Genomic DNA, 21,346 nt, shown 5'->3' on the forward strand with positions numbered 1-21,346 from the left:
CAGCAACGACTGAACACCCGACAAGGGGGTCAGTCCCAATCCGTCGTTACGGGGTTACTCCCAACCCGCCGTTGACACCAGACCCGCCACGACCACCTCGGTCGGCGTACCGCCGGGAGTCTCCGGGGACGAGGGCATGTTCATCACCGCTCCCACCCGGCCCCATCCACGTCGACCGACGACGACGCGCGCCCGGCGCCCGGCTCGTCGACCGCCTCGGCGTCCTCGACGGCCTCGGCCTGGGTCTGGCGGACCAGCTCGCACACCCGGACCATCTCGGCCTCGGTCAGCGGCCGGACCCCGCCCTCGACGGCGTCGTCCGGGGTGAACCACAGCCCACCCGCGGACGGCCCCGGGCCCTCGTCGGGCACCCGGTCCCGGTCGCTGCGCTCGTCGGTGTCCGCGGCGGCGCGCTCATCGGTGTGGTTGTCCGGGGTGTTCACTCGGTCCTCCTCCTCGTGGTCGTCGTGCTGGTCCCTGCCGTCGTGCACCTGGTGCTCGGTCAGGGCAACCTCGGTCGCCGCGGCCTCGGCGGCCAGGACCCGGGCGTCGTGCGCCGCGGACGCCTCGCGGTGCGACCGCTCCCGGCCCTCCCGCGCGACGGTCACCAACCGCGGCTGGGGGTCGCTGGCGGTGGTGTTGGTCAGCTCGTCCAGCCCGACGGTGTGGGCGCGGTAGCCCCACATCTCCGCATCGGAGTGCAGCCCGAACAGCCGCTTCCCCTCGGTGACCGCCGAGGTCTCGCGCGCCTGGCGCAGCGCGGCGGCCGCAGCCGCGTCGGCCCGGACGCGGGCGGCGGCCACGGTCTCCCCGCCGGTGAAGTCGACCCAGCCGAAGCGGGCGCGGGCGTCATCGAGGTCGAACTCGTCCAACCGCCACCCCGACGCCGGGCGACCGTGGGCACCGGTCGCGTCGCGCAGGTAGGAAGCGACGACCTGCTCGGCGTCCGCCCGCCCACCGGGCAGCTCGGCCGCGAGCCGGTCGACGGCCTGGGCCGGGGTCAGCAGCTCGTAGCCGCTCACCGCTGCCACCGCCCATCACCCGCAGCACCGTCGGGCCGATCCACCGGCCCGCCACCGGGCGGTTCGATCAGTGCCGTCGCCTCGGCGGCCTGGTCCGCGTCGGTGCCGCGGCGGATCGCGCGCAGCTCGGCGAACATCGCGTTCGACGACCGCACCCGCTCCGCCGCCTCCCCGAACCGGGCAGGCCAGCGGGCCGCGAGCACGACCAAGGCGCGTTCGAGCTGGGCGTCGGCCCACACCCGGACCGCCTCGTTGCGCTGGTGGCGACGGGACTCCGCCGCGACCCGCCGCATCAGCCGGGCCCGACGCCGCACGTCGGGGCGACGCCACGCCATCCGGGCCCGACCGATCACCGGCGCGATCCCCCGCCGGATCACCACCACCCGCCCCGCAGGCAGGTTCGCAATCTGCGCCGGCGCGAGCACCGGCACCTTGCGCACCGATCGGGACGCGACTCGACCGTGCTCGTCGGTGGTCGAGACGCGCTCGTCGCGCTCCCCGGCCAGGGTCGACCAATACTCCAGATCGGCCTTGTCCCGCGTCCCACCGAAGATCATGACCGCGGCGGTGTTGTTCAGGATCGTCGCGGCCTTGTGCTCGCCCCACCGGGCCAGGAGCTGGGCCCGGGACTGGAACGCACAGAGGATCGTCACACCCCGGCCGCCCATGTCGGCGGTCCAGCTCTCCAGCGGGACGGGCGAGATGAGCGCGGCCTCGTCGAGGAACAGCCCGAGCGGCGGGTCCAGCCGCCCCTTCGGCTGCCCGGCCGCAAGGCGGCGGGCCTCGCGGGCGATGTGCCCCGTCAGCGCACACACCAGGGGCGCGGTCTGGGCTTCCTCGGCGCCGAGCAGGAACACCGTCGCCCGCTCCTCCAGGAGCCGGGCAACGTCGAACCCGGCGCCCGGCTCCGCCGCCGCTGCGGCGGCGGGGTGGGTCAGCCAGCCCAGGGCGGGCATGACACTTGAGGTGATCGAGGACCGGGTGCGCTCGTTGGTGGTGATGAACTGCATCGCGTCCTGCTCGAACGCCGTCACCCCCGACCGCCGCAACAGCGCAGGCACCTCGCGGCCGGCGGCGTCGGGGTCGGCGACCCAGCCGAGCACGTCGGCCATCCGCTTGTGCCCGAGCGCGGCAGCGTGCAGGAGGGCGGCGAGGACGCGGCGGGCCTGACCATCCCAGAACTCCCGATCCCCACCCGACCCAGACGCGACCGCGGCGAGCATGTCCGTCGCCCGCTCCGTCGCCGTCACCGGATCCGAGCAACCGGTCAGCGGATCGAACGTGATCGTGCTCGCCCGGGAGCCGAGCCCGGCGGGGTTGAACACGAACACCTCCCCGCGGGTCTGGCGGCGCAGCGGTGCGCACAGGTCGAGCAGGTCGGTGCGGGTGGAGGTGACCAGGGCAGCGCCGGGGGCGTCGAGGACGCGTCCGGCGAGCCACCCGGTCTTGCCGGTGCGGGGGCCGCCGACGACGATCACGACGTCCTCGACCAGCGCCCACACCCGCAGCACGCCGATGCGGCACAGCTCGACCGCGGCCTCGGTGGTCGCGAGGCGGGCCCGCTGGATCCTCGGCAGTCCGGCCAGGGACGGGCGGACGGTGCGGGTGCGGCGCCGGACCGCGAGGGTCCCGGCGTGGCGGACGATGTCCAGCGAAGAGGCGACGCCGACCTTGCGGCGCGAGCGCGAGGCCCACCGGGACACGGTCGCGGAGGAGCGGGTCCAGCGGTGCCAGACGATGACCGCGGCCAGCCCGGCGACCGCGACGAGGGCGGGCCAGGAGAGGGCGGTGACGATCGTGGCGGCCGGGAGCAGCGCGACTGCGGCGAGGCCGGCGGCCAGGCCCCGGGCCCCGCGCGACCAGGTGAGCAGGGCTCCCCCGGCGAACGCGGCGAGGACCAGGGCGGTGGTGCTGAACAGGATGCTCATCAGTCCGTCCGTCCCGTCCGCTGCGCCCACGCCGTGACCTCGGCCTGGTGGCGGGTGGAGGTGTCGGTGTGGCCGGTCTCGTTGTCGCCTGGGTGGGACTCGAACGGACCGTCATCGGTTACCTGGGCGGCGCATGTGGTGCAGTGCCAGTACGCCGACGGCGTCCGGAACGACCGCGCCCCCTCCCGGTCGGGGTCCGGGGCGCGGCCGCAGACCAGCCAGTCGAACGCCACTTCCCCCACCGGGGCATTACCGGTCGGCAGGCACAGGATCGCGCCGATCTCGCCCCAGGACCGGCCGACGGCGCAGGCGGTGCGGGCGTAGTCGTAGAGCTGGGCCTCGGCGACGCCGCGCATCAGCAGCGCGGCTCGGAGCCCGGCCAGGGGGTCGTCGAGGCGGCGGTTGGTGAAGACCGTGAACCCGGGGATCGGGACCTCGACCTCGGTCGTGTCGAACACCTCGACCGCGATCCGACGCACCAGTTCCCGGATCCGACCGGACGCGGCCCTGGTGGGGGTCATGTCGGACGTGCTCATCACCGGCCACCCCCGGCGGCGACAGTCAGGGCGGCGGCCCAGCGGTCCACGGTCCGCCGGGTCACGCCCAGCGAGCGGGCGATGTCCCCTCGGTCGGTGCCTGCGGTGAGCGCCGCGTGGCCCGCGGCGATGACCGGGGCCCGGTCGGTACGCGGCGACGGCACGGGCACGACGGCCGGGCGCTCGGCGCGACCAGCCCGGCGGGGCGTCGTCCGGCGAGCGCGGCGGCGCTCGTCCTCGGTCAACCCACCGGCGATGCCGTGCAGCTGCTCGACGATCGCCCAGGACCGGCACGCGGCCAGGACCGGGCACACCCGGCACACCGCGAGCGCCCGCTGCTCCGCCGCCTCCAGGGCGGGGCCGTGCTCGGCGGTGGGGAAGAACAGGTCGGGCTCGGTGTCGCGGCAGGCCGCGCGGGCCCGCCAGTCCAGCCCATCGCCCCGCACGGGGCCCGGGTCTACGGTGAACATCTCTCCTACCTCCTGTTGGTTGGTGAGAGCGGCCCGGCGGTGCGCTTCCGCCAAGAACCCGTCGCCGGGCCGTCCCAACTCGTGCGTCTGCTGCTGGTTCATGGCTGCCCCCGTTCCGGGGCCCGGGCCGGGGCCGCGAACAACCCCGGCAACGCGTCCTCGGCCCGGCGCTGCTCGTCCCGATCCGCCGCGCTGTCGCGACCGGTGCGGGCGCCGGGGACGACGTCGAACAGGTGCGCGAGCCGCACCGGCAGGGGCCGGTTGTCCAGCAGGCACACCGCGACCTGCCGCGACGGGCACTCCTGACGGCGCAGCACCGGCCACCCACATCCCGGGCACCGCCCCGCACCGGGGATGTAGTGCTCGACCACGACCTGCAGCCGGTCGGTGTGCCCAGTCGGGCGCAGCAGCCGCGGGTCCAGGTCCTCCGGCCCGGCCACCCGCTCCGGCACCACCCACTCCGGCGACGGGCGGGCGTTCACGCCGACCACCTGCGGCCCTCGTCCACCAGCAGCTCGGCCCCGGTGTCGGTGAGGCTGTAGCGCAGCCCGGCCACCTCAACCGGGTCCGGCACCCGCCCGAAACCGTCGGGGCACAGCACCGAGCCGTCGGCGTGGGAGAACTCCGGGCACCGACCAGCGCGAGCGGGCCACCCCGAGGGTGGGGCGTCCACGACCGGGCCAGCGCAGCCCGGGCACACCAGGTCGCCGAGGTCGACCAGGTCGACGGGGTCGTCGCCCAGCTCGATGACGGGCGGACCGGGTAGGAAGATCGCGGTCATGCTGGCCTCCGAGGAGATTGAGGAGGGTCGGCCGGTTCGGCCTCCCGGTGGCGGCGTCCCGTCCGCCACCGCGCCGTCAGGCGCGCACGGCCTCCGAGGCTCGGACTCAAGGGCCGGCCGCAGGCCGGTCGCGCAGCGACGCGTAGCGCCAGCGGAGCGCCCTTGAATCTGAGTGAGGCCGGGCCAAACTCGGGCCGGACGGCCCTCCGCCCCGCCGCAGGCGGGTCCACCCGGGCTCTCGGCCCGCCCGGCCGCGAGGGCGATGTCCCCCGCCCCGGGGCCGGCGGCCGGGTTCACTGCCCGCTCTCGCTCGACGCACCCTCGCCGTTCAGAGCGGGGGTGGCGGCTTGGTCGAACGCCGAGACGAACGTGCTGATCGCCTCCGGCAGCCCCGAGCCGACCGGTGTGGCGATGAACAGCACCAGCGCGATCAGCGAGAACGCGACCGCACCGATCGCGACCCGGGCCTTCGCGCAGATGAACGCCCCGAGCACCGCACCGAGGATGAGCACACCGACGCTCCCCATCACGCGCCTCCGCCCGCGAGGCGGGCGATAGGGCTCGGAAGGGCCGTGGCTGCTGCGGCCTGCTGCCGGCGCCACTCCTCGGTCCAGGCGCCGAGATCGACACACCGGCCCGTGACCAGCACGTCGTCGACCAGCCGGTCGATCACCGCGCTCGGCACCACGTACCGGCCGCCGATCTTCACCCCGGGGAACGAACCGCTCCGGAGGTGCCGGTACAGCGTCGATTCGTCGAGGCGGAGGATCTCCGCCGTCTCGGCTGCGGTGTAGAAGGACGGTCGCGCGGGACCGCGTTCCACGATGCTCATGAGCTGCTCCAGTGGGAGGTGATGGATCCAGAGGACTTCATGGACATGAGCGTGGATCTCCGGAAAGACATCCGGGAGGGCACACAAGGGGGCACACTGGTACAGCAGGCACAGCGGGACGGGGTGGTGAATGGTGGCTGCGAACGAGCGACTCGCCGCATTGATGATCGAGGCGGGCTTTCTCGACAGGGCCGGCGAGATCGGCAGGAAGCGCTTCGCCCGTGCCGTCTCGGAATCCGGAGCCGCACGCGCGGCCGGCCGGTCCTACAACCACACCTACGTCAGCCGGTGGCTTTCCGGAGTCACACCGCGCGATGACGCGACGAAGGAGGGAATTCGGGAAGCACTCTGCTCCCGTCTGGGTCGCCGGGTCGATGCCGACGAACTCGGGTTCCGCACTGTGGTCACGACATCGCCCGATCTGGGTCTCGCCTATCCCGACCGGCCCGACGACGGCGTCGGCAACGTCGCCGAGCTGCTGGAGGCCGACCTGACCGGGGCGGTGGCCGTCGCAGAAGCCCCTACCAGCGTGGCGGCGTGGAACGAGGCGTCCGTGGCCTGGCTCGTCGGCGCGCAGAAGCAGCTCAGCGACGGCGCCGGGCCACGCAAGGTCGGCATGGCCGACGTCGACCGACTGCGCACCATGCGCGGGACCTTCGACCGGCTCGACAGCACGTTCGGCGGCGCGCACGCGCGGACCGCTCTGGTCCAGTACCTACGCGGGGAGCTGCCGCGTCTACTCCGGGCCCACGCCGAGCCGGACGTCCGGCGGGCCCTGTTCGTCGCAGCGGGCGAGGCGACCCAGCTCGCCGCGTGGATGTCGTACGACGCCGGAAGCCATGGGCTTGCGCAGCGCTACTTCATCCAGGCTCTCGGGTTCGCCGACGCAGGCGGTGACCGGCTCCTCGCCGCGAGCCTGCTCGACGCGATGAGCCACCAGGCGAGCTTCGTCGGCCGTCACCGCGAGGCGGCGAACCTGGCCCGGGCCGCACGTCTCGGAACCGAGTCGGTGGGCGTCCCGATCCTGCGGTCGCACTTCCACATCATGGAGGCCCGAGCCCTGGCGCGGCTCGGCGAGGCCGATGCCTGCGACCGGGCGATGAACGCCGCGGTGGAGAACTTCGGGAGTCACGTCCCCGGAGATGGACCGGACTGGATCGGCTACTTCGACGCGGCTGAGCTCTCAGCCGAGCTGGGGCACTGCCAGCGCGACCTCGGCAGGTCGCAGGAAGCCGTTGTGCAGGCAACGGCGGCCTTGGCCTCGGCATCGGGCGACTACCTGCGTAGCGACTTCTTCGTGGCGATGGTGCTCGCCGACGCCCATCTCGACGCCGGAGACGTCGAGGAGGGGTGCCGCGTGGCGGCCAAGGCTCTCGCCGTCGGCGAAGGCTTGGACTCGGCGCGGTGCCGCGGCTATGTCGGGGAGTTCCGGCAGCGCCTCACCAGGCACGCGCGCAGCGCAGCCGTACTCGACTTCGTGGAGAGAGCCCGAACGAGCACCCTGTGGACCACGAACAGTCAGTAGGCTCCCCAGTCCCGTCGACTCCCGCCCGTCCGAATCGCGGCGACGCGCTTCGTCGCCTCGGCTGCTGCTCCGGTCGACGTCGCTGCCTTCTTAGCGATCCAGGACGTCATCGCGATCTCGCGCATATCAGCGAGCGTCGCGTAACCAGTCCATTGCATGAGATCGTATCCGTAGGAGTCGACGAAATCACGGTACTCGCTTCCGTCGTGCCACCCGAGACGATCGTAGAACAGTGCGGTCTGAATGAGGTCCCACTCACGGGCGCCGGTAGCGAAACTGTCCAGGTCGATCAGAACAGGCGCACCGAGATCATCGCAGATCACGTTGCCCACATTCGCGTCTCCGTGGATGTGCCCCGCCGGCAGCGCGAACGGCATGTCGGAGAATGCCTCCCGGGACCACTCGATTCGCGATCGCAAATACGCGGCGTCGATCTCGTCCAGCCCCTCGAACGGCGGCAGGGGGTCACCAATGTGTCCGAAGGGCGCGAGAGCCGGCAGGTCGAGTCCCTCGGGTCGAGAAAGCTCATGCAGCCGCCTGATCAGGCGCCCGACGTCGGCGAGCGGCGCGTAGACCTCGCCGCGAGAGATCGACTCCCAGAAGGTCACCACAACCCCGTCGATCTCCACCGGCTGGTCAACAGCGAGAGCCCGTGTCGCCGGGTAGTCGACCTCGGCCAACCAGCGGGCCACAGCGATCTGCCGTCGCGCATTTCCGAGCAGACGGGACGAGGGCGCGACACGCGCGACGACGTCGCGCCCGAGTCGGAACACGGCGTTCGAGCCGATCCGGATCAGCTCGACCGCGGGATGAGCCACGCCGACCCTGTCAGCCGCCCGGCCGACGACCGGTCGCAGGTGGTCCTCGGTGAACGACGGAGCTGCGCCGGCACCGGCCCCGACATCTGCGTGAACCATGACGAGCGGTCGCCCTCCGGAGTCCGTACCGATTCAGCGCCGACGGTACGCCTCGACGACCGGCTAGCCGGGCGGGACCGGTCGAAGTAATTCCGGGCGGCGGGCGATGGCGCCACCGTGAGACCGGAACCACTCCACCTGGCCTTGACCCTGGACCTGGGATGAGGATTTACCGTCCCAGTCGTGGCCAGCTACCGCATCTCCGAGTTCGCCGAGCGGGTCGCATACCGGCTACGACGCTGCGCTACTACGAGTCGCAAGGACCTGCACCACGAAGGCGTCTGAATCAGCTCCCCGACAGTGCTCTGTCGAGGGCGCCGGTCAGGTCGTCGTAGGACTGCGGGTCGAGCTGCTCCCCGTTGACGAAGAAGGTCGGAGTCCCGCGCACGCCGAGGGTCAGGCCGTCGTCGCGGTCGGCACGGACGCGGTCCAGGGTGGCGGGGTCGTCGTAGACCGCGTCGTAACGGGTCATGTCGAGGCCGAGCTGCTCGGCGTAGCCGCGGAAGCGGTCGTCCATCGGAACCGACTGCTCGCCCCACTCGGCCTGGGTCTCGAACATCAGCTCGTACATACCCTCCAGCTGCCCTTGCTGGGCGGCGGCCTCGACGGCTCGGGCAGCGCGTTCGGCGTTGACGTGGCCTGGGCCGGGGAAGTGACGGATGACGAAGTTGACGCGCTCGCCGTACTGCTGGCGGAGCTGTTCGATCGCGGGATAGACCGCTCCACAGGCTTCGCATTCGAAGTCGAGGAACTCGACGAAATCGACAGTGGAACCGGGTGCGACGGACAGTCTGAGGCTGTCGGGGCGCGCCGCGATCGCCGCAGCCTCCGAGCCGTTGGCCGGGGACTCCGACCCTGCGCGGGTGACGGCGTACATCGTGGCGACGACGAGCAGGAAGGCGCCGACGAGGACCAGCGACAGGGTCGTGTTCGACAGTCGTCGCCGTGGCGAAGTGGTCGACGACTGGGACGTGCGCTGGGAGCGTGACATGGGAATGCCCTTCGGGCAGGCGGCTGAGAGCCGCGGACGATCGGAAGCGTGAGACCGGTGGTGGCGACGGCGGACGCGGCACCTGTTGCCCGGATCGGGCAGCCCGTGCGGCGTCGACGCAGCGGGTGGCTCAGTTCCGGTCGACGCAGAGGGCCGCGACAGGAGCGCGCACGGCTACGGGCGGCACCGGGCTCGATGTCGAGGCCGTCGGGGCGACCCGTTCCAGGGGATGATGCGGACCGAGGTCGCGATGCGAGACCGTCTGTACGGCGTCACAGAAGGTTGCCCCGGTCCGGCCGAGCGCGTGTTCGACGCCTCGGGCCTGCTCGGGTACGTGCTGGCAGGGCCTCTCAGGGGTGCACGGATCAGGTCCGGCCGGCGACGAGGCCGGCAGTTCGGCCTTCGCAGGGGCTGCCGTGGACTCCGCTGCGACGACGGTTGCCGCCGTGCCGTCGACGCCGGGCGACAGGCACGCCGTCAGGGAACTCAGTACGAAGCCGAGCAGGAGGAGCACGGCCAGGCTGCTCTTCGCAAGCGACACCGCAGAGCGCACGTCCACCTCCCGATCGACTCATCGGCCTCGTCGTCGTGACCGCAACCTAGCGACCGTCGGCCTCGTCCTTGTGATCGGTCCCTCTCCGGACACAAGTACCCGACTCTGTTCGATCGTCGGACGCTTCAGCTCGTCGTGGCTGCACGGAAAGTCGGCGGCGACCGGGACCGCTCACCTCAACGTCAGCCCGCGATCGCGCAGCCAAGCGACCGGATCGACTTTCGCGCCGGACACGGAGCCTTCGCGAATCTCCAGGTGGAGGTGCGGACCGGTGGACTGACCGCGGTTTCCGACCTCCGCTATGCGCTCTCCCGCCGAGACTCGCTCGCCCGCGGCGACGAAGGCGCGGTTGATGTGGCCGTACACCGAGCGGGAGCCGTCGGTGTGACGGATCACCACCCAGAGCCCGAATCCACGAGCCGGCCCAGATCTTTCGACGGTTCCATCGGCTACGGCGAAGATGGGGGTGCCGATCCGGTTCGCGATGTCCAGACCGTAGTGGGTCGTCCCCCATCGCGGCCCGGGTGTAGAAGTGATCCGGCCGGCGACGGGCTGGACCGTGGCCTCTCCATCTTTGAGTACGATCGTCGGTGCACCCGCGCTTCGCAGCCGGGTGTCCATTCCGGCACGTTGTCGCTCCGTCTCACCGATACTGGCGCCCTTGATCAATGCAGCGAGTTGGTCGGAGTCGGCTCTCGCCGGCGGATCGAAAGAACGGTTCGGCCGCAGTCCACTGCTGGTCGAGGCGAACGCGGTCGATGATGCGCCCAGTTCCGTCGGCGTGAACGCTGCCGTGAGGTGGCCCTCGGCATCGTCGCGCGAGTCGAGCTGGTCGTAGGTGGCCTGAGCGCCGGCGACGAGAGCGTCGAATGCGGCTGCGGCCCAGATACCTGCTCCGGAGGGCGGCCGAACGGGGACGGTGGATCGGGCAGACGGGTGCGACGGCATGTGAGGATCCGGATCTGTCAGAGGCTGCGGACATGCGAAAACGCAGCGGGACTAGATCCGGAAAACCTGCAACTCAGTGATGGAAGCAGCACCGGCAGTGGGAGGTGACCGATCCGTAGGGCGGGCGATCGGAGAATCGGCCGCGACGGGAGCCGTAGCGGCGACGACGGTGTACGTCGGGTCCTCAGGCACGTCGAGCGGACCCACGGCACCACGCGCGGGGGAAGCTGTGGGGTGCTCCACGTCCTGGAGAGGAGCACCGTGGCAGCTGTGCGACGCATGCCCTCCAGCGACCGGCGCCGGGGCATCGATGGCGTCGAGGCCACCGGCGAGAAGGCCGAGGCCGAGAACGCAGAGCATGACGACCGCAATCATGGATGAGGTCGCGATACGCCCCACGTCATCCCTCCGTCCCATGGTTCGCAGGCTAGCGACCACCGGCTGGCCCCTCGGAGGCTGCCAGGGCTACCCACAGCTCGACAGAGTCGGTCACTCACCGCGATCCGACATCGCACATCGTGACAACCTGTCTGTCGCCCGGACGTCGTAGGTGACAGGACGGGCATTCCGGTCGTTACACCGGGTGCGAGCCCGTCACCACACGACCAGGGAGAACTGTTGCGCAATCAAAGCCCTCGACGCGTTCGACGAGGCAGGATCCTCGTGGCCACGCTCGTCGCGGCAGGCAGCATTGGGCTGGCCGGGACCGCTCTCGCCGAGATTGAACAGAGCGATGTCGCCGTCCAGGCCCACGCCGAGCCGATCGCGCCAGGCACGCCGTGCGCGATCTCGACGCGGGCATGCGTCGACCTCGAGTCGCAGCGCGCATGGCTCATCCGCGACGGCAAGGTCACGCGCGGCCCCGTCCCGATCGCCTCGGGCGGCGCCGGACAGGAGACCCCGTTGGGCCACTCGTTCCGCGTCTACCGCAAGAACAAGGACCACAAGAGCGGCGAGTTCACCGGCCCCGACGGCAACCCCGCCCCCATGCCCTGGTCGGTCTTCTTTGCCGACGGTGGAGTCGCCTTCCACGGCGGAGACCGCGAACGCGCCTCCGCCGGCTGCGTCAAACTCGACCTGCCCGACGCTGAGACCTTCTTCAACGACCTCGTCGAAGGCGACAAGGTGCAGGTCGTCAACGCCTCCGCCGAACGAGAGGCCAGGGGCGGAGCACCGTCACCGGGCTGACGCCGGCGATGATCGAGTGCCGGATCGGAGATCGGCATCCGATCAGCGTCGACGTGGGCAGAACCGGCCGAGGACCGACAGAGGCCGGGCGGACGACAGACCACCTCGCGACACCTCGGGCCACGTCGATCGGTCCGGTCCGCGGCAACATGGTCGACCTCAGGGGGAGAGACGAAGAACGACGCTCCGCATCGATCGATCCGTTCAGCTGACGCCGACGGGTCGTCTTCGGGTCCCTCGTGGTTGAAGAGGCCGTGATCGTGAGTCGCGGAGCATGCAGGACTGCTAGGACGACGCCGAGATGAACGTCCTGGTGCGGCGAGCGCCAACGGCCAGGTCGACCGCTCCGGCCTGAGTCCCAATATACTAATGAGTGTTATTATGTTCGAATGGCGATCGACGACCAGTGCGGGCTGCTGTGCCTGGACCTGCCCCACGCCGAGCTGATCCGCGCGAAGCTGCCGGGACTGGCGAGCCTCGAACCGGCGGCCGGCATCGGGCGCGGACTGGGTGACCCGACACGGTTGCGGATAGCGGCGGCCCTGCTGGCCGGGGAAGAGCTGTGTGTCTGCGACACCGCATGGATCGTCGGCGCCTCGCAGGGGCTGGTGTCCCACCATCTGCGTCAGCTGCGCGGTGCGGGGGTCGTGACCTCCCGCAAGGACGGTCGGATGGTCATGTACCGGCTGTCCGGACGGGGGGCGTCGGTGCTGGGGGCGCTGCTGGACCTCGACCAGGACGTCGCAACCGAGGGAGCCGACCGTGTCTGACGCCTGCTGCGGCCCCGAGGCCACGACGAACGCGCCATCGGGAGCCGGCGAGGGACCCGCGCGCATCTGGCAGGTCCGGGAGCTGCAACTCGCCGCCGTCGCAGCGCTCCTGCTCGCGACCGCCTGGACGACCGATGCTCTCGACGTCGGGCCGGTGCTGGTCGGCGGGATCGAACTGGCCGCGGCCGTCATCGCAGCGTGGACCTTCGTCCCCGGAGCGCTGCGCAACCTGCGCCACGGCCGCATCGGCGTCGGCACCCTGATGACCATCGCCGCGATCGGTGCGGTCGCTCTCGGGCAGGTCGTCGAGGCCGCACTGCTCGGGATCCTGTTCTCCATCGCCGAGGGCCTGGAGCACTACGCCGTCACGAAGACGCGGCGCGGGTTGCGGGCGCTGCTCGGTCTGGTGCCTCCGACGGCCACCGTCATCCGCGACGGCCGTGAGCTCACCGTCTCCCCCGACGATCTCGTCGTCGAGGATCTCCTCGTGCTGCGTCCGGGCGAGCGCGCCGCGACCGACGGCGTCATCCGCGTCGGACGGACCAGTCTGGACACCTCCGCCATCACCGGGGAGTCCGTCCCGGTCGAGGCCGGCCCCGGCGACACCCTGTACGCGGGCACGATCAACGGCGGCGGAGCGATCGAGGTCGAGGTCACCGCACCGGCCTCGGACAGCTCGTTAGCCCGCATCGTGCACATCGTCGAACAGGCTCAGGAACGCAAGGGAGCCGGACAGCACCTCGCCGACCGCGTCGCCCGCCCCCTGGTCCCGGCCATCATGGTGCTCGCCGCGCTCATCGCCGCGGCCGGATCGCTGCTGGGTGACCCCGGGGTCTGGATCGAACGAGCGCTGGTCGTGCTCGTCGCCGCGTCCCCGTGCGCGCTCGCGATCTCGGTTCCGCTGACCGTCGTCGCCGCGATCGGGGCGTCGAGTCGCCACGGCGCCCTGGTCAAGGGCGGCGCGGCGCTGGAGGAACTCGGTCGCGTCCGGGCGATCGCGCTCGACAAGACCGGCACCCTCACCCGCAACAGGCCCCAGGTCGTGGCCGTTCTGGCCGCCACCGGGCACGACCCGCAGGAGGTCCTGGAGGTCGCCGCGGCACTGGAGTCCCGCAGCGAGCACCCGCTCGCCCGCGCCGTCCTCGACGCCGCCGCCGACCCCGCACGGGCCGTCACCGTCGTCCCCGCCGAGGACGTCACCGCCGTCGCCGGACACGGTCTCACCGGCAACCGCGACGGCTCAGCCGTGAGGCTCGGCAAACCGGGTTGGATCCAGGCCGGCGCCCTCACCGACGACGTGACGCGCCTGCAGGACGAGGGCGCCACCGTGGTCCTGCTCGAACGTGACGGGACACTGCTGGGTGCGGTCGCGGTCCGCGACGAACTCCGCGACGAGGCCCCGGACGCCGTGCGCCGGATCCGCGACCTCGGCATCGAGGTCGCCATGCTCACCGGCGACAACCGGCGCACCGCCCACACCCTCGCCCGGCAGGCCGGGATCGACACCGTCCACGCCGAGCTGCGCCCCGAGGACAAGGCCGCACTGCTGACCGAGATCGCCCGCGGCCGCCCCGTCGCCATGGTCGGCGACGGCGTCAACGACGCCCCCGCTCTCGCCACCGCCAACGTCGGCATCGCCATGGGCGCGATGGGCACCGACGTCGCCATCGAGACCGCCGACGTCGCCCTCATGGGCGAGGACCTGCGCCACCTGCCACAGAACCTCGCCCACGCCCGTCGCGCCCGGGTGATCATGCAGCAGAACGTCGGATTGTCGCTGCTCATCATCGGCGCGCTCATCCCGCTCGCCGCCTTCGGAGTGCTCGGTCTGGCGACCGTCGTCGTCATCCACGAGGCCGCCGAGGTGCTGGTCATCCTCAACGCCGTGCGCGCCGCTCGCACGCGAGCCCTACCGGGCCTGACGACGGCCTCGCAGGCGTCCGAAGTCCACATACGCGGCGCAGACGCTCCCGAGGTGGAGGACCTGTGCTGCGCACCGGCACCTCGGGCGGACAAGGCGGAGCCGGCGGCCACCGGGCAGGCTCTCCGCGCTCGGCTCCTCCTCTCGGAGGAGAATGCGGCCGACGACGCCTGCGCCTGCTGTGATCCGGCATCTGTGCCGAGGGAGACGGGTCGACGCTGACACAGTCCCGATGGTCGGCTTCGGACAGCGGAGGGAGGACTGACCGATGAGCTACGACCCGGTCACCACAGCGTCGATCGGGCCCTTCTCGCCTCGCTCGTGGAGCCATTCGTGGCGCGAACTAGAACGAACTGACGCCCGTGGAGCCAGTGGGTTCGAGCTTCCTGCCAGAGAAGCCCCTGGTGGAATACCAAACCCTATGAGGAGAAGGACCTTCTAATCTCTAGGTCGCAGGTTCGAATCCTGCCGGGGGCACTCACCTACACACCGAGTCGGTTGCTCCTGACACGGGTGCGCTCGTCGTCGGCGAACATCGCCCCCAGACGTGGGTGGGCACGTCACTCGGCGGGGACCACTCACCGGCCCTGCTGCTCGCGGAGAAGTGCGGCGACCTCGTCCCGGGTGTGCTCGTCGGGTTCCTCGGTGCGCTGCCGGACCGACCGCAGGGACACACCCATCGTGCGAGCGACCGGAGCCACCGCCCATGCACCTGTCGGGGAAGGAATCCGTCCGGGTTGTGCGCGGCGACGGAGCGTGGATCCACGGAGCCAGGGAGGCATGGGCCCGTCCCCCGACACACGACCGTGCCCCGCCGGACGACGACGGGGCACGGTCTCGCGCACGAGCGGTGGGTCAGCGCAGGCGCACGCTCGCGTCCGGCTCGACGGCGCGGAAGGTGAAGCTCTCCTCCAGGTAGAGGTGCACCTCGCGCGCGTCGTGGTCGGAGTAGCCGATCGCCAGGTCCTGGCCGACGTCGAGCAGGAAGTCCCCGCCGCGCTGACTGACGACGACGGCACCGTCGAGACCGTGTGCGCGCAGGATCTGCCCGCCGAGGATCCGGCTCAGGTGCTCGAACAACGGGTAGCCGCCGTGCTCGGCGGTCTCCACGATGCGGGTGTAGCCCTCGGGCGCGATAGCCATCGCGTAGGGGCCCTCGATGCCGTTGCGGCGCAACTGGTCCACCGCACGGGCGACGGCCCCCGGGTAGGTCTCGGGGTCGTCGCCCAGCGCCACCGTGTCGTACGGCGAGACGCCCGCGATGCCCTCGAAGCCGGCCTCGGGCCAGCCGTGGAAGATCGCGCGGTTCTCGATCGCGGCAGCCGCGCGGGCGGCGCGGGCGAGGTCGTCGAACTCCGGGTCCTTCGCTCCGCGCTGCAGATCGTCGATCTCGTCGCGGGAGACCGTGAACGGGACCCGGAACTCGGCGAACGGCTGCACCCGGCGCAGGCGGGCGGTGACGCCGTCACCGGCCACACCGGGCGGCGGCCCGTCGAGCCGCTGCGAACGGCCGAGGTCGACCGACGACGTCTGCCAGCCCGCGGTCCCGGTCCAGTCCGCCAGCCGACGTCCGGCCAGCAGCGGCGTCAGGCGCTCGCGGGCCTCGTCGTCGACGGCCTTCCAGGCCGTCGTGGGGATCGGCGCCTTCTCCCGCATGAGGTGGTCGTGCACGGCCATGTCTACTTTCCCTTCAGGCTGCCGATGCCGAGCCCGTCGCGGGTCGGGTCGGACGGGTCGATCTCGGCCTGGATCGACTCGACGTAGTCCTCGGGGTCCTTGTCGGAGTTGTCGAGGCCCGCGGTGGTGGGGTGGGCGTCGAGGAACTCCGCGAACTGCTGTCCGAGGGCGTCGCGCAGGCCGGTGGTGGCGTTCAGGCGGAAGTCGGCGAGGCCCTCGTTCTCCTCCTCCCCCATGTGCTCGTCGTTCGCACGGCGGGCCGCCCAGACCCCCTCCCACCACTGGCCGCTGCCGACGGGGCTGCGCTCGGCCTGCGCCACACCGTCACGGATCTCGTTGTGGTCCCCGATGGCGTCGAGCGTCTCGTCCTCCGGGTCCTCCCCGTGGGCGAGCAGCTGCGGGTAGAAGATCTTCTCCTCGGCCAGGGCGTGCACGTCGAGGCGAGCAGCGAGCGGCTCCCAGAGGCGGGCGAGCTCACGGGGGTCGGCGTCGCGCGCCTGGAGCTCGTCCAGGGCTGCGAACTGTCGGCGGAACCAGGCGTGGTCGTCGAGGATCAAGGTGGTGATGTCCGGCACCCGCGCAGGCTACGACGGTCCGCGGCCGCCGGCTCGCCGGAGATCCATCGGTCGCCGGTGGTGCCGGAGGAGCAGGGCGAGGTCGTCGGCGGCCGACCGCTCGTCCGGGTGCCGGCAGGTCGCGGCGGACAAGGCCCGGCGCAGCCGGGGCGGCAGTTCCCCGGGGACGCGCGGAGGCCGGTGCAGCCGGGCGACGGCGGACTCCACCGTGGTCCCCGGGTACTCCCGCTCCCCGCTGAGCGCTTCGAGCAGGACCAGGCCCAGGGCGTACACGTCCGCGGCGGGGCCGACCGTCTCACCGGCGACCTGCTCGGGTGCGAGGTAGGCCGCGGTGCCCAGGACGGCGTCGGTCCGGGTCAGCGCCGAGCAGCTCAGCACACGGGCGACGCCGAAGTCGGTGAGACGTGCCCGGCCGGTCTCGGCGCAGAGCAGGATGTTGGCGGGCTTGACGTCGCGGTGCACCACCCCACGGGCGTGCAGGTGCGCGAGGCCGGACGCGATGTCGGCACCGATCCCTGCGACCTGCTCGACCGGCAGCGGACCATGGGCCAGCCGAGCCGCGAGCGTCCCGCCGACGACGAGCTCGGACACCAAGAACGGGCGACCGCGGTCGACGCCCCCTCCCAGCAGCGGCACCAGGCTCCGGTGGTCCAGGTGCGCCATGGTCCGCAGCTCGCGGCACAGCCGGTCCAGGTTGCCGTCCTCGCAGCGGTCGAGGAACAGCTTGACCGCGACCGCCCGGTCCTCGTGCGGATCCCACGCCCGGTAGACCGTCGCGGTCGACCCGATGCCGACATGGGTCGCGAGGATGTAGCGGCCGGCGATCACGTCGGTCTCCGGGACCGCAGAGCGCGTCACTGCCATGACAGACGGTGCCGCCACCACCCGGGCCCGTGTCCAGGCCGGAGCCCGTCCATCACTCTCCCGGGTGGCCCTAAACGCCCCGATGAGGCTGTTCCCGGACCGGATGCCTTGTGGGACACCGGCCGACGACGAGGTGCCCGCCCCCGGGCGGTGTCGACCGCGGCACGCGACCGGGCGACCGTCGACGGCGGGCCGTGCCGTGCGCCGGTGCCGACCGACCGCCGTCGTGCCACCGGCCGACGACGGCGTGCGGGTCGTCGCACATCCCCGACGCGGCCGCGCGGAGGAGCGCCCGGCCTGCGACGCTCGAACCGACCGCGTCCACCGTTCGAGGGAGCCAGCAGCGTCATGGCAGTCGAGACGCCGGCCGGCCCCTCCGCGGCGACGGCCCTGCTCGACGCGGGGACCGCGCCAGGATCGGCGTTGCTCCTGCGCGCGCTGCTGGAGGCCGCGCGGCTGCGCTACGTCGGACGCCCGACCACGCTGCGCTCCCGCGGGGCCCAGGTGCGGCTGGTGCCGACGGCCGTCGCGTCGTCGGGGCTGGGTGCCCGGGCGCTGACGACCGGGCGGTTCGCCACGGTCACCCTCGCCGCGCGCGACGTCGTCCGGCCCGGTCTCACGCTGCGCGGACTCACCGTGACCGCCGCGGACGTGCGACTGCGTCCCGGCCTCGCGCCGGAGCTGGTGACCGGCCCGGTGGAGGTCGAGGCCGAGCTCGACCCGGCCTGGGTCGCCGGGCGGCTACGGGAGCACCTCCCGCAGGTCGAGGTGGGTGTCGACGACGACGGCGTCGCCCGGGCCCGGCTGCGTCGCCGTCCCGGGCTCGGGGCCGCCGACCTCGCGGTGTCGGTGGACGGGCACACCCTGTCCTGGAAGGTCACCGGTCTGACCGTCGCCGGGCGGTGGATGGGTCCACCCCGCTCGGCGGACACCCGTCGCTCGGTGCGGGCGATGGTCGACCGCAGCCCACTGGCGGCGATCCGCTCGGGCCGGGCCGAGCTGGCCGGGCTGCCCGGGGCGCTGCGGCTGCACGGACTGGACCTCGCACCCGGAAGGATCCTGGTGCGCGGCACACTCGACGGGTGGCGCCGCAGCGTCCCGGTCGCGCGGATCGACGACGTGCTGCGTGGCGCGCTGTCCCTGCTGGACCTGAGCCGCTGACCCGGGACAGCTGCCCGTGCCGCCCGGCTGCCCGTGCCCGACCGGCCCGGCCGCCCGGACGTCGATCAGTACCTGAGCGTCGTCATCGGACGGCGGGACAGCGCTGAGGTACCGATCGGCACAGAGGGTGGGCTGTCAGCTCTGGCGGAGCCGCCGGGTGATGGCGCCCAGGCGCGAGGTCGGGCGGCGCGACGGGAGCAGGTTGGCGACGGCGTCGTCGAGCAGGGACCCGATCGTCTCGGCCGCGCAGGTGCGGTTGGTGCCGATCCCCCCGGACGGGCCCCGCTTGATCCAGCCGACGACGTAGTGGCCGGGACGGCCCTCGACGCGGCCCGCCTCGTGCGGGACGACGCCGCGGTCGTCGTCGAACGGCAGGCCGGCGACCGGGCGGCCGCGGTGCCCCACGGCGCGCACGACCAGACCTGCCGGGATGTCGGTCCCGTCCGCGGTGGGCACCCCCTGGGCCCGGACGGTGCCGTCGATCCGCTCGGGCGCCGAGTGGAACCGGAACACCACCCGTGGGCGCTCGGCCGGCACCGACCAGTCGATCTTCTCCCGGCGGGCGCCGCGCAGCAGCGCGTGCGACGGGGACGCGGCGGGGCCGTCGAGGGACTCGGCGATGCGCGGGTCGTGCTCGTCGACCACGACCTCGACGCCGCTGCGGCCGAGCAGCTCGCGCAGCTCCGGTGCGGTCGCGGCGACGGCCTCGGGGCCACGGCGGGCGAGCAGCACGACCTCGGTGATCGCACCGGTGCGCAGCGCGGCGAGCGCGTCCGGGTCGATCGGCGTGCCCTCCAGGTCGGCGGCCGACGCGGTGAGGACCCGGGCGACGTCGATCGCGACGTTGCCGGTGCCGACCACGACGACGCGCTCCACCGAGGTGTCGACGGCGTCACGCGGCACGTCGGGGTGGCCGTTGTACCAGCCCACGACGGTGTCGGCGGCGATGCTGCCGGGCAACCCCTCCCCCGGCAGGCCCAGGTCGCGCGGCGCGGGCGCACCGACGGCCCAGACCACGGCGTCGTGCCGGGCGGCCAGCTCCTCGGCCGAGACGTCCCGGCCGACCTCGGTGCCCAGCCGCATCCGCACCCGCGGGTGGGAGTGGAACCGGGCGAAGGACTCCCCGATCCCCTTCGTCGACGGGTGGTCGGGCGCGACCCCGAACCGCACCAGCCCGCCCGCGACGTCGAGCCGGTCGTAGAGCGTGACCGTCGACGAGGTGTGCAGCAGCAGGTCCTGTGCGGCGTACATCCCGGCGGGCCCGGTCCCGACGACGGCGACGTCGAGCGGAGCCATGTCCGCGGGCAGCGACCGCGTGAACTGCAGCGGGTACCACTCGTGGAACAGCGGGGAGTCGCCCTCCAGCTTGCCGGCGACCGGCTTGCCCTCGAAGTAGTCCGCGTTGACCTCGGCGTACCCGGCGAGCGATGCGCTCAGCCGCTCCACCGGGAAGATCGCGTCCACCGGGCAGACGTCGGCGCAGGCCCCGCAGTCGATGCACGCCCGCGGGTCGATGTAGAGCATGTCGGTCGTGGCGAAGTCGGCCTCGTCCGGCGTGGGGTGGATGCAGTTGACCGGGCAGGCGGCGACGCACGACGCGTCGGTGCAGCAGGTCTGGGTGATCGCGAAGGGCACGGCCGGCTCCGGATCAGATCAGGTTGGCGCGACGGTAGAGGGCCAGCGCCGGCTTGGTGAGCAGGCCGCAGGAGGACAGGAACTCCATGAGCCCGGCGCAGGAGGACCGCAGCAGTGCCTTGTGGTGCTCGTTGTTCCGCGCCTCGCGCAGCGCGCGCTTCCGGTCGAGGCCCGCGTTCTCGTACAGGTCCTCGTTCCACATGGCGGTGACGATCTCGTAGGCGGCCAGGGCCACGAACAGGGCCTGGACCTGGCGGCGCAGCGGGCCCGCCCCGCGGAGACGGTCACGCGTCTCCTCGCGGGCGAACTTCATGTGCCGCGACTCCTCGACCACGTGGATGTTGTTGATCGTCCGGACGAACGGGACGACGCGCTCGTCGCGCATCCAGTCCCGCTGCATCACGTCGAGGACCTCTTCCGCGACGAGGATGGAGGCGTAGGCGGCCTCACCGGAGTAGACGGCAGCGCAGAGCCGGCCCATCGCGACGACGCGCTTCTTCGGGATGTAGGCCGGGGCGCCGAGCTTGGCCGAACCGCGGGCGAACATGATCGAGTGGCGGCACTCGTCGGCGATCTCGGTCAGTGCCCACTGGAACGCCGGGTCGGTCGGGTCCTTGGCGTAGAAGTCCCGCAGGATCAGCTGCTGCAGGATCATCTCGAACCAGATGCCGGTCGAGGCGACCGACGCCGACTCCTGGCGGGTCAGCTCCTTGCGCTGCTCCTCGGTGAGCTCGGCCCAGTAGGCGGTGCCGTAGAGGCTGCTCCACTCCGGGCTCATGCCGTGGTAGTCGCGGTCCAGCGGCGTGTCCCAGTCGACCTGGGTGGCCGGGTCGAACGAGAGCTCCTCGGAGGACCGCAGGAGGCGCTCGGCGGTGTCGTGCCGATCCTCTGCGTGCCGGTCGTTCCCGGCCTCGAGCCCGTGCTCCGGAACGGTGGCGGTCATGTCGACTCCTCGCAGACAACGACGTCAATGCTGTAACCACCGGTAACGTTACCACCGGTTACATGTGACGCAAGCCCCCGAAGCGCACGTCGACCCGATCACCGGCCGA

The 21,346-nt window shown here is 72.2% G+C and carries 22 protein-coding genes and 1 pseudogene; 5 read left to right on the forward strand and 18 right to left on the reverse strand.

Going from position 1 to position 21,346, the window contains the following annotated elements:
- Positions 1-143: 143 nt before the first annotated feature.
- The 8 genes and pseudogenes from FVA95_RS14265 to FVA95_RS14300 form a co-directional block, all read right to left on the reverse strand.
- Positions 144-1,022, reverse strand: coding sequence for a hypothetical protein (locus FVA95_RS14265; RefSeq protein WP_149664653.1), 879 nt, complete (start codon positions 1,020-1,022; stop codon positions 144-146).
- Positions 1,019-2,950: a type IV secretory system conjugative DNA transfer family protein gene (locus FVA95_RS14270; RefSeq protein ID WP_149664655.1), complete on the reverse strand. Its 1,932-nt coding sequence runs from the start codon at positions 2,948-2,950 to the stop codon at positions 1,019-1,021. The genes FVA95_RS14265 and FVA95_RS14270 overlap by 4 nt, the downstream gene beginning before the upstream one ends.
- Complete coding sequence (locus FVA95_RS14275) at positions 2,950-3,486, reverse strand: hypothetical protein (RefSeq protein WP_149664656.1); 537 nt, start codon at positions 3,484-3,486, stop codon at positions 2,950-2,952. The genes FVA95_RS14270 and FVA95_RS14275 overlap by 1 nt, the downstream gene beginning before the upstream one ends.
- 188 nt (positions 3,487-3,674) lie before the next feature.
- Positions 3,675-3,917 (reverse strand): annotated as a pseudogene (locus FVA95_RS32910) (WhiB family transcriptional regulator); the annotation flags it as partial.
- Positions 3,918-4,054: 137 nt separating this feature from the next.
- Positions 4,055-4,438, reverse strand: a complete 384-nt coding sequence (locus FVA95_RS14285; RefSeq protein ID WP_149664657.1) for a hypothetical protein — start codon at positions 4,436-4,438, stop codon at positions 4,055-4,057.
- A complete protein-coding gene (locus FVA95_RS14290; RefSeq protein WP_149664659.1) occupies positions 4,435-4,737 on the reverse strand; it encodes a hypothetical protein in 303 nt (100 codons plus the stop codon). Before FVA95_RS14290 ends, FVA95_RS14285 begins: the two co-directional genes overlap by 4 nt.
- A gap of 293 nt (positions 4,738-5,030) precedes the next feature.
- Complete coding sequence (locus FVA95_RS14295) at positions 5,031-5,264, reverse strand: hypothetical protein (RefSeq protein ID WP_149664661.1); 234 nt, start codon at positions 5,262-5,264, stop codon at positions 5,031-5,033.
- A complete protein-coding gene (locus tag FVA95_RS14300; protein ID WP_149664663.1) occupies positions 5,264-5,569 on the reverse strand; it encodes a helix-turn-helix domain-containing protein in 306 nt (101 codons plus the stop codon). Before FVA95_RS14300 ends, FVA95_RS14295 begins: the two co-directional genes overlap by 1 nt.
- A 133-nt stretch (positions 5,570-5,702) precedes the next feature.
- Here FVA95_RS14300 and FVA95_RS14305 point away from each other — a divergent pair, with 133 nt between their 5' ends.
- Positions 5,703-7,094, forward strand: coding sequence for an XRE family transcriptional regulator (locus FVA95_RS14305; RefSeq protein ID WP_149664664.1), 1,392 nt, complete (start codon positions 5,703-5,705; stop codon positions 7,092-7,094).
- Here the strand turns inward: FVA95_RS14305 and FVA95_RS14310 are convergent.
- The 4 genes from FVA95_RS14310 to FVA95_RS14320 form a co-directional block, all read right to left on the reverse strand.
- On the reverse strand, positions 7,088-8,011 hold the full coding sequence (locus FVA95_RS14310) for a phosphotransferase enzyme family protein (RefSeq protein ID WP_149664666.1): 924 nt from the start codon (positions 8,009-8,011) through the stop codon (positions 7,088-7,090). The genes FVA95_RS14305 and FVA95_RS14310 overlap by 7 nt on opposite strands.
- A 286-nt stretch (positions 8,012-8,297) precedes the next feature.
- A complete protein-coding gene (locus tag FVA95_RS14315; protein ID WP_149664669.1) occupies positions 8,298-9,002 on the reverse strand; it encodes a thioredoxin domain-containing protein in 705 nt (234 codons plus the stop codon).
- 130 nt (positions 9,003-9,132) lie between these two features.
- Positions 9,133-9,555 (reverse strand): hypothetical protein, encoded by a 423-nt coding sequence (locus tag FVA95_RS30845; RefSeq protein ID WP_161992304.1) that lies wholly within the window; start codon positions 9,553-9,555, stop codon positions 9,133-9,135.
- Between the two features lie 171 nt (positions 9,556-9,726).
- Positions 9,727-10,503, reverse strand: a complete 777-nt coding sequence (locus FVA95_RS14320; RefSeq protein ID WP_149664670.1) for a M23 family metallopeptidase — start codon at positions 10,501-10,503, stop codon at positions 9,727-9,729.
- Positions 10,504-11,166: 663 nt separating this feature from the next.
- Here FVA95_RS14320 and FVA95_RS14325 point away from each other — a divergent pair.
- From FVA95_RS14325 to FVA95_RS14335, 3 genes are all read left to right on the forward strand, one after another.
- Positions 11,167-11,691 carry a L,D-transpeptidase gene (locus tag FVA95_RS14325; protein WP_240051483.1) on the forward strand — a complete coding sequence of 175 codons (525 nt, stop codon included), beginning with the start codon at positions 11,167-11,169 and terminating at the stop codon, positions 11,689-11,691.
- 389 nt (positions 11,692-12,080) lie between these two features.
- Positions 12,081-12,461, forward strand: a complete 381-nt coding sequence (locus FVA95_RS14330; protein WP_149664674.1) for a metalloregulator ArsR/SmtB family transcription factor — start codon at positions 12,081-12,083, stop codon at positions 12,459-12,461.
- Positions 12,454-14,604 carry a cation-translocating P-type ATPase gene (locus FVA95_RS14335; RefSeq protein ID WP_149664676.1) on the forward strand — a complete coding sequence of 717 codons (2,151 nt, stop codon included), beginning with the start codon at positions 12,454-12,456 and terminating at the stop codon, positions 14,602-14,604. Before FVA95_RS14330 ends, FVA95_RS14335 begins: the two co-directional genes overlap by 8 nt.
- A 356-nt stretch (positions 14,605-14,960) precedes the next feature.
- On the opposite strand, the gene FVA95_RS33500 is transcribed toward FVA95_RS14335, so the two are convergent.
- The 4 genes from FVA95_RS33500 to FVA95_RS14350 all read right to left on the reverse strand — a co-directional run bounded on the left by FVA95_RS33500 (position 14,961) and on the right by FVA95_RS14350 (position 17,492).
- Complete coding sequence (locus FVA95_RS33500; protein WP_255474648.1) at positions 14,961-15,083, reverse strand: hypothetical protein; 123 nt, start codon at positions 15,081-15,083, stop codon at positions 14,961-14,963.
- Positions 15,084-15,237: 154 nt separating this feature from the next.
- Positions 15,238-16,059 carry a family 1 encapsulin nanocompartment shell protein gene (locus FVA95_RS14340; protein WP_060711063.1) on the reverse strand — a complete coding sequence of 274 codons (822 nt, stop codon included), beginning with the start codon at positions 16,057-16,059 and terminating at the stop codon, positions 15,238-15,240.
- A 2-nt stretch (positions 16,060-16,061) separates the two neighbouring features.
- Positions 16,062-16,634: a hemerythrin domain-containing protein gene (locus FVA95_RS14345; protein ID WP_149664678.1), complete on the reverse strand. Its 573-nt coding sequence runs from the start codon at positions 16,632-16,634 to the stop codon at positions 16,062-16,064.
- A gap of 9 nt (positions 16,635-16,643) precedes the next feature.
- Positions 16,644-17,492 (reverse strand): serine/threonine-protein kinase, encoded by an 849-nt coding sequence (locus tag FVA95_RS14350; protein ID WP_161992305.1) that lies wholly within the window; start codon positions 17,490-17,492, stop codon positions 16,644-16,646.
- Positions 17,493-17,846: 354 nt separating this feature from the next.
- On the opposite strand from FVA95_RS14350, the gene FVA95_RS14355 reads away from it, so the two are divergent.
- Positions 17,847-18,659, forward strand: coding sequence for a hypothetical protein (locus FVA95_RS14355; protein WP_149664681.1), 813 nt, complete (start codon positions 17,847-17,849; stop codon positions 18,657-18,659).
- A 135-nt stretch (positions 18,660-18,794) separates the two neighbouring features.
- Here FVA95_RS14355 and FVA95_RS14360 read toward each other — a convergent pair whose 3' ends face one another.
- Both FVA95_RS14360 and FVA95_RS14365 read right to left on the reverse strand, forming a co-directional pair.
- On the reverse strand, positions 18,795-20,294 hold the full coding sequence (locus FVA95_RS14360; protein WP_149664682.1) for an FAD-dependent oxidoreductase: 1,500 nt from the start codon (positions 20,292-20,294) through the stop codon (positions 18,795-18,797).
- Positions 20,295-20,307: 13 nt separating this feature from the next.
- The gene (locus FVA95_RS14365) at positions 20,308-21,237 is read right to left on the reverse strand and encodes a diiron oxygenase (protein ID WP_020627538.1); all 930 of its coding nucleotides are present in this window, start codon (positions 21,235-21,237) and stop codon (positions 20,308-20,310) included.
- Between the last annotated feature and the right edge of the window lie 109 nt (positions 21,238-21,346).

The organism is Pseudonocardia sp. EV170527-09 (assembly GCF_008369905.1).
Taxonomy (GTDB): domain Bacteria; phylum Actinomycetota; class Actinomycetes; order Mycobacteriales; family Pseudonocardiaceae; genus Pseudonocardia.

Excerpts from the sequence above, each read along its gene's own strand:
- FVA95_RS14270 (WP_149664655.1), bottom strand. The coding sequence starts at position 2,950 with ATGAGCATCCTGTTCAGCACCACCGCCCTGGTCCTCGCCGCGTTCGCC.
- FVA95_RS14275 (WP_149664656.1), bottom strand. The coding sequence starts at position 3,486 with ATGAGCACGTCCGACATGACCCCCACCAGGGCCGCGTCCGGTCGGATC.
- FVA95_RS14290 (WP_149664659.1), bottom strand. The coding sequence starts at position 4,737 with ATGACCGCGATCTTCCTACCCGGTCCGCCCGTCATCGAGCTGGGCGAC.
- FVA95_RS14295 (WP_149664661.1), bottom strand. The coding sequence starts at position 5,264 with ATGGGGAGCGTCGGTGTGCTCATCCTCGGTGCGGTGCTCGGGGCGTTC.
- FVA95_RS14300 (WP_149664663.1), bottom strand. The coding sequence starts at position 5,569 with ATGAGCATCGTGGAACGCGGTCCCGCGCGACCGTCCTTCTACACCGCA.
- FVA95_RS14310 (WP_149664666.1), bottom strand. The coding sequence starts at position 8,011 with ATGGTTCACGCAGATGTCGGGGCCGGTGCCGGCGCAGCTCCGTCGTTC.
- FVA95_RS14315 (WP_149664669.1), bottom strand. The coding sequence starts at position 9,002 with ATGTCACGCTCCCAGCGCACGTCCCAGTCGTCGACCACTTCGCCACGG.
- FVA95_RS14320 (WP_149664670.1), bottom strand. The coding sequence starts at position 10,503 with ATGCCGTCGCACCCGTCTGCCCGATCCACCGTCCCCGTTCGGCCGCCC.
- FVA95_RS14330 (WP_149664674.1), top strand. The coding sequence starts at position 12,081 with ATGGCGATCGACGACCAGTGCGGGCTGCTGTGCCTGGACCTGCCCCAC.
- FVA95_RS14340 (WP_060711063.1), bottom strand. The coding sequence starts at position 16,059 with ATGGCCGTGCACGACCACCTCATGCGGGAGAAGGCGCCGATCCCCACG.
- FVA95_RS14355 (WP_149664681.1), top strand. The coding sequence starts at position 17,847 with ATGGCAGTCGAGACGCCGGCCGGCCCCTCCGCGGCGACGGCCCTGCTC.
- FVA95_RS14365 (WP_020627538.1), bottom strand. The coding sequence starts at position 21,237 with ATGACCGCCACCGTTCCGGAGCACGGGCTCGAGGCCGGGAACGACCGG.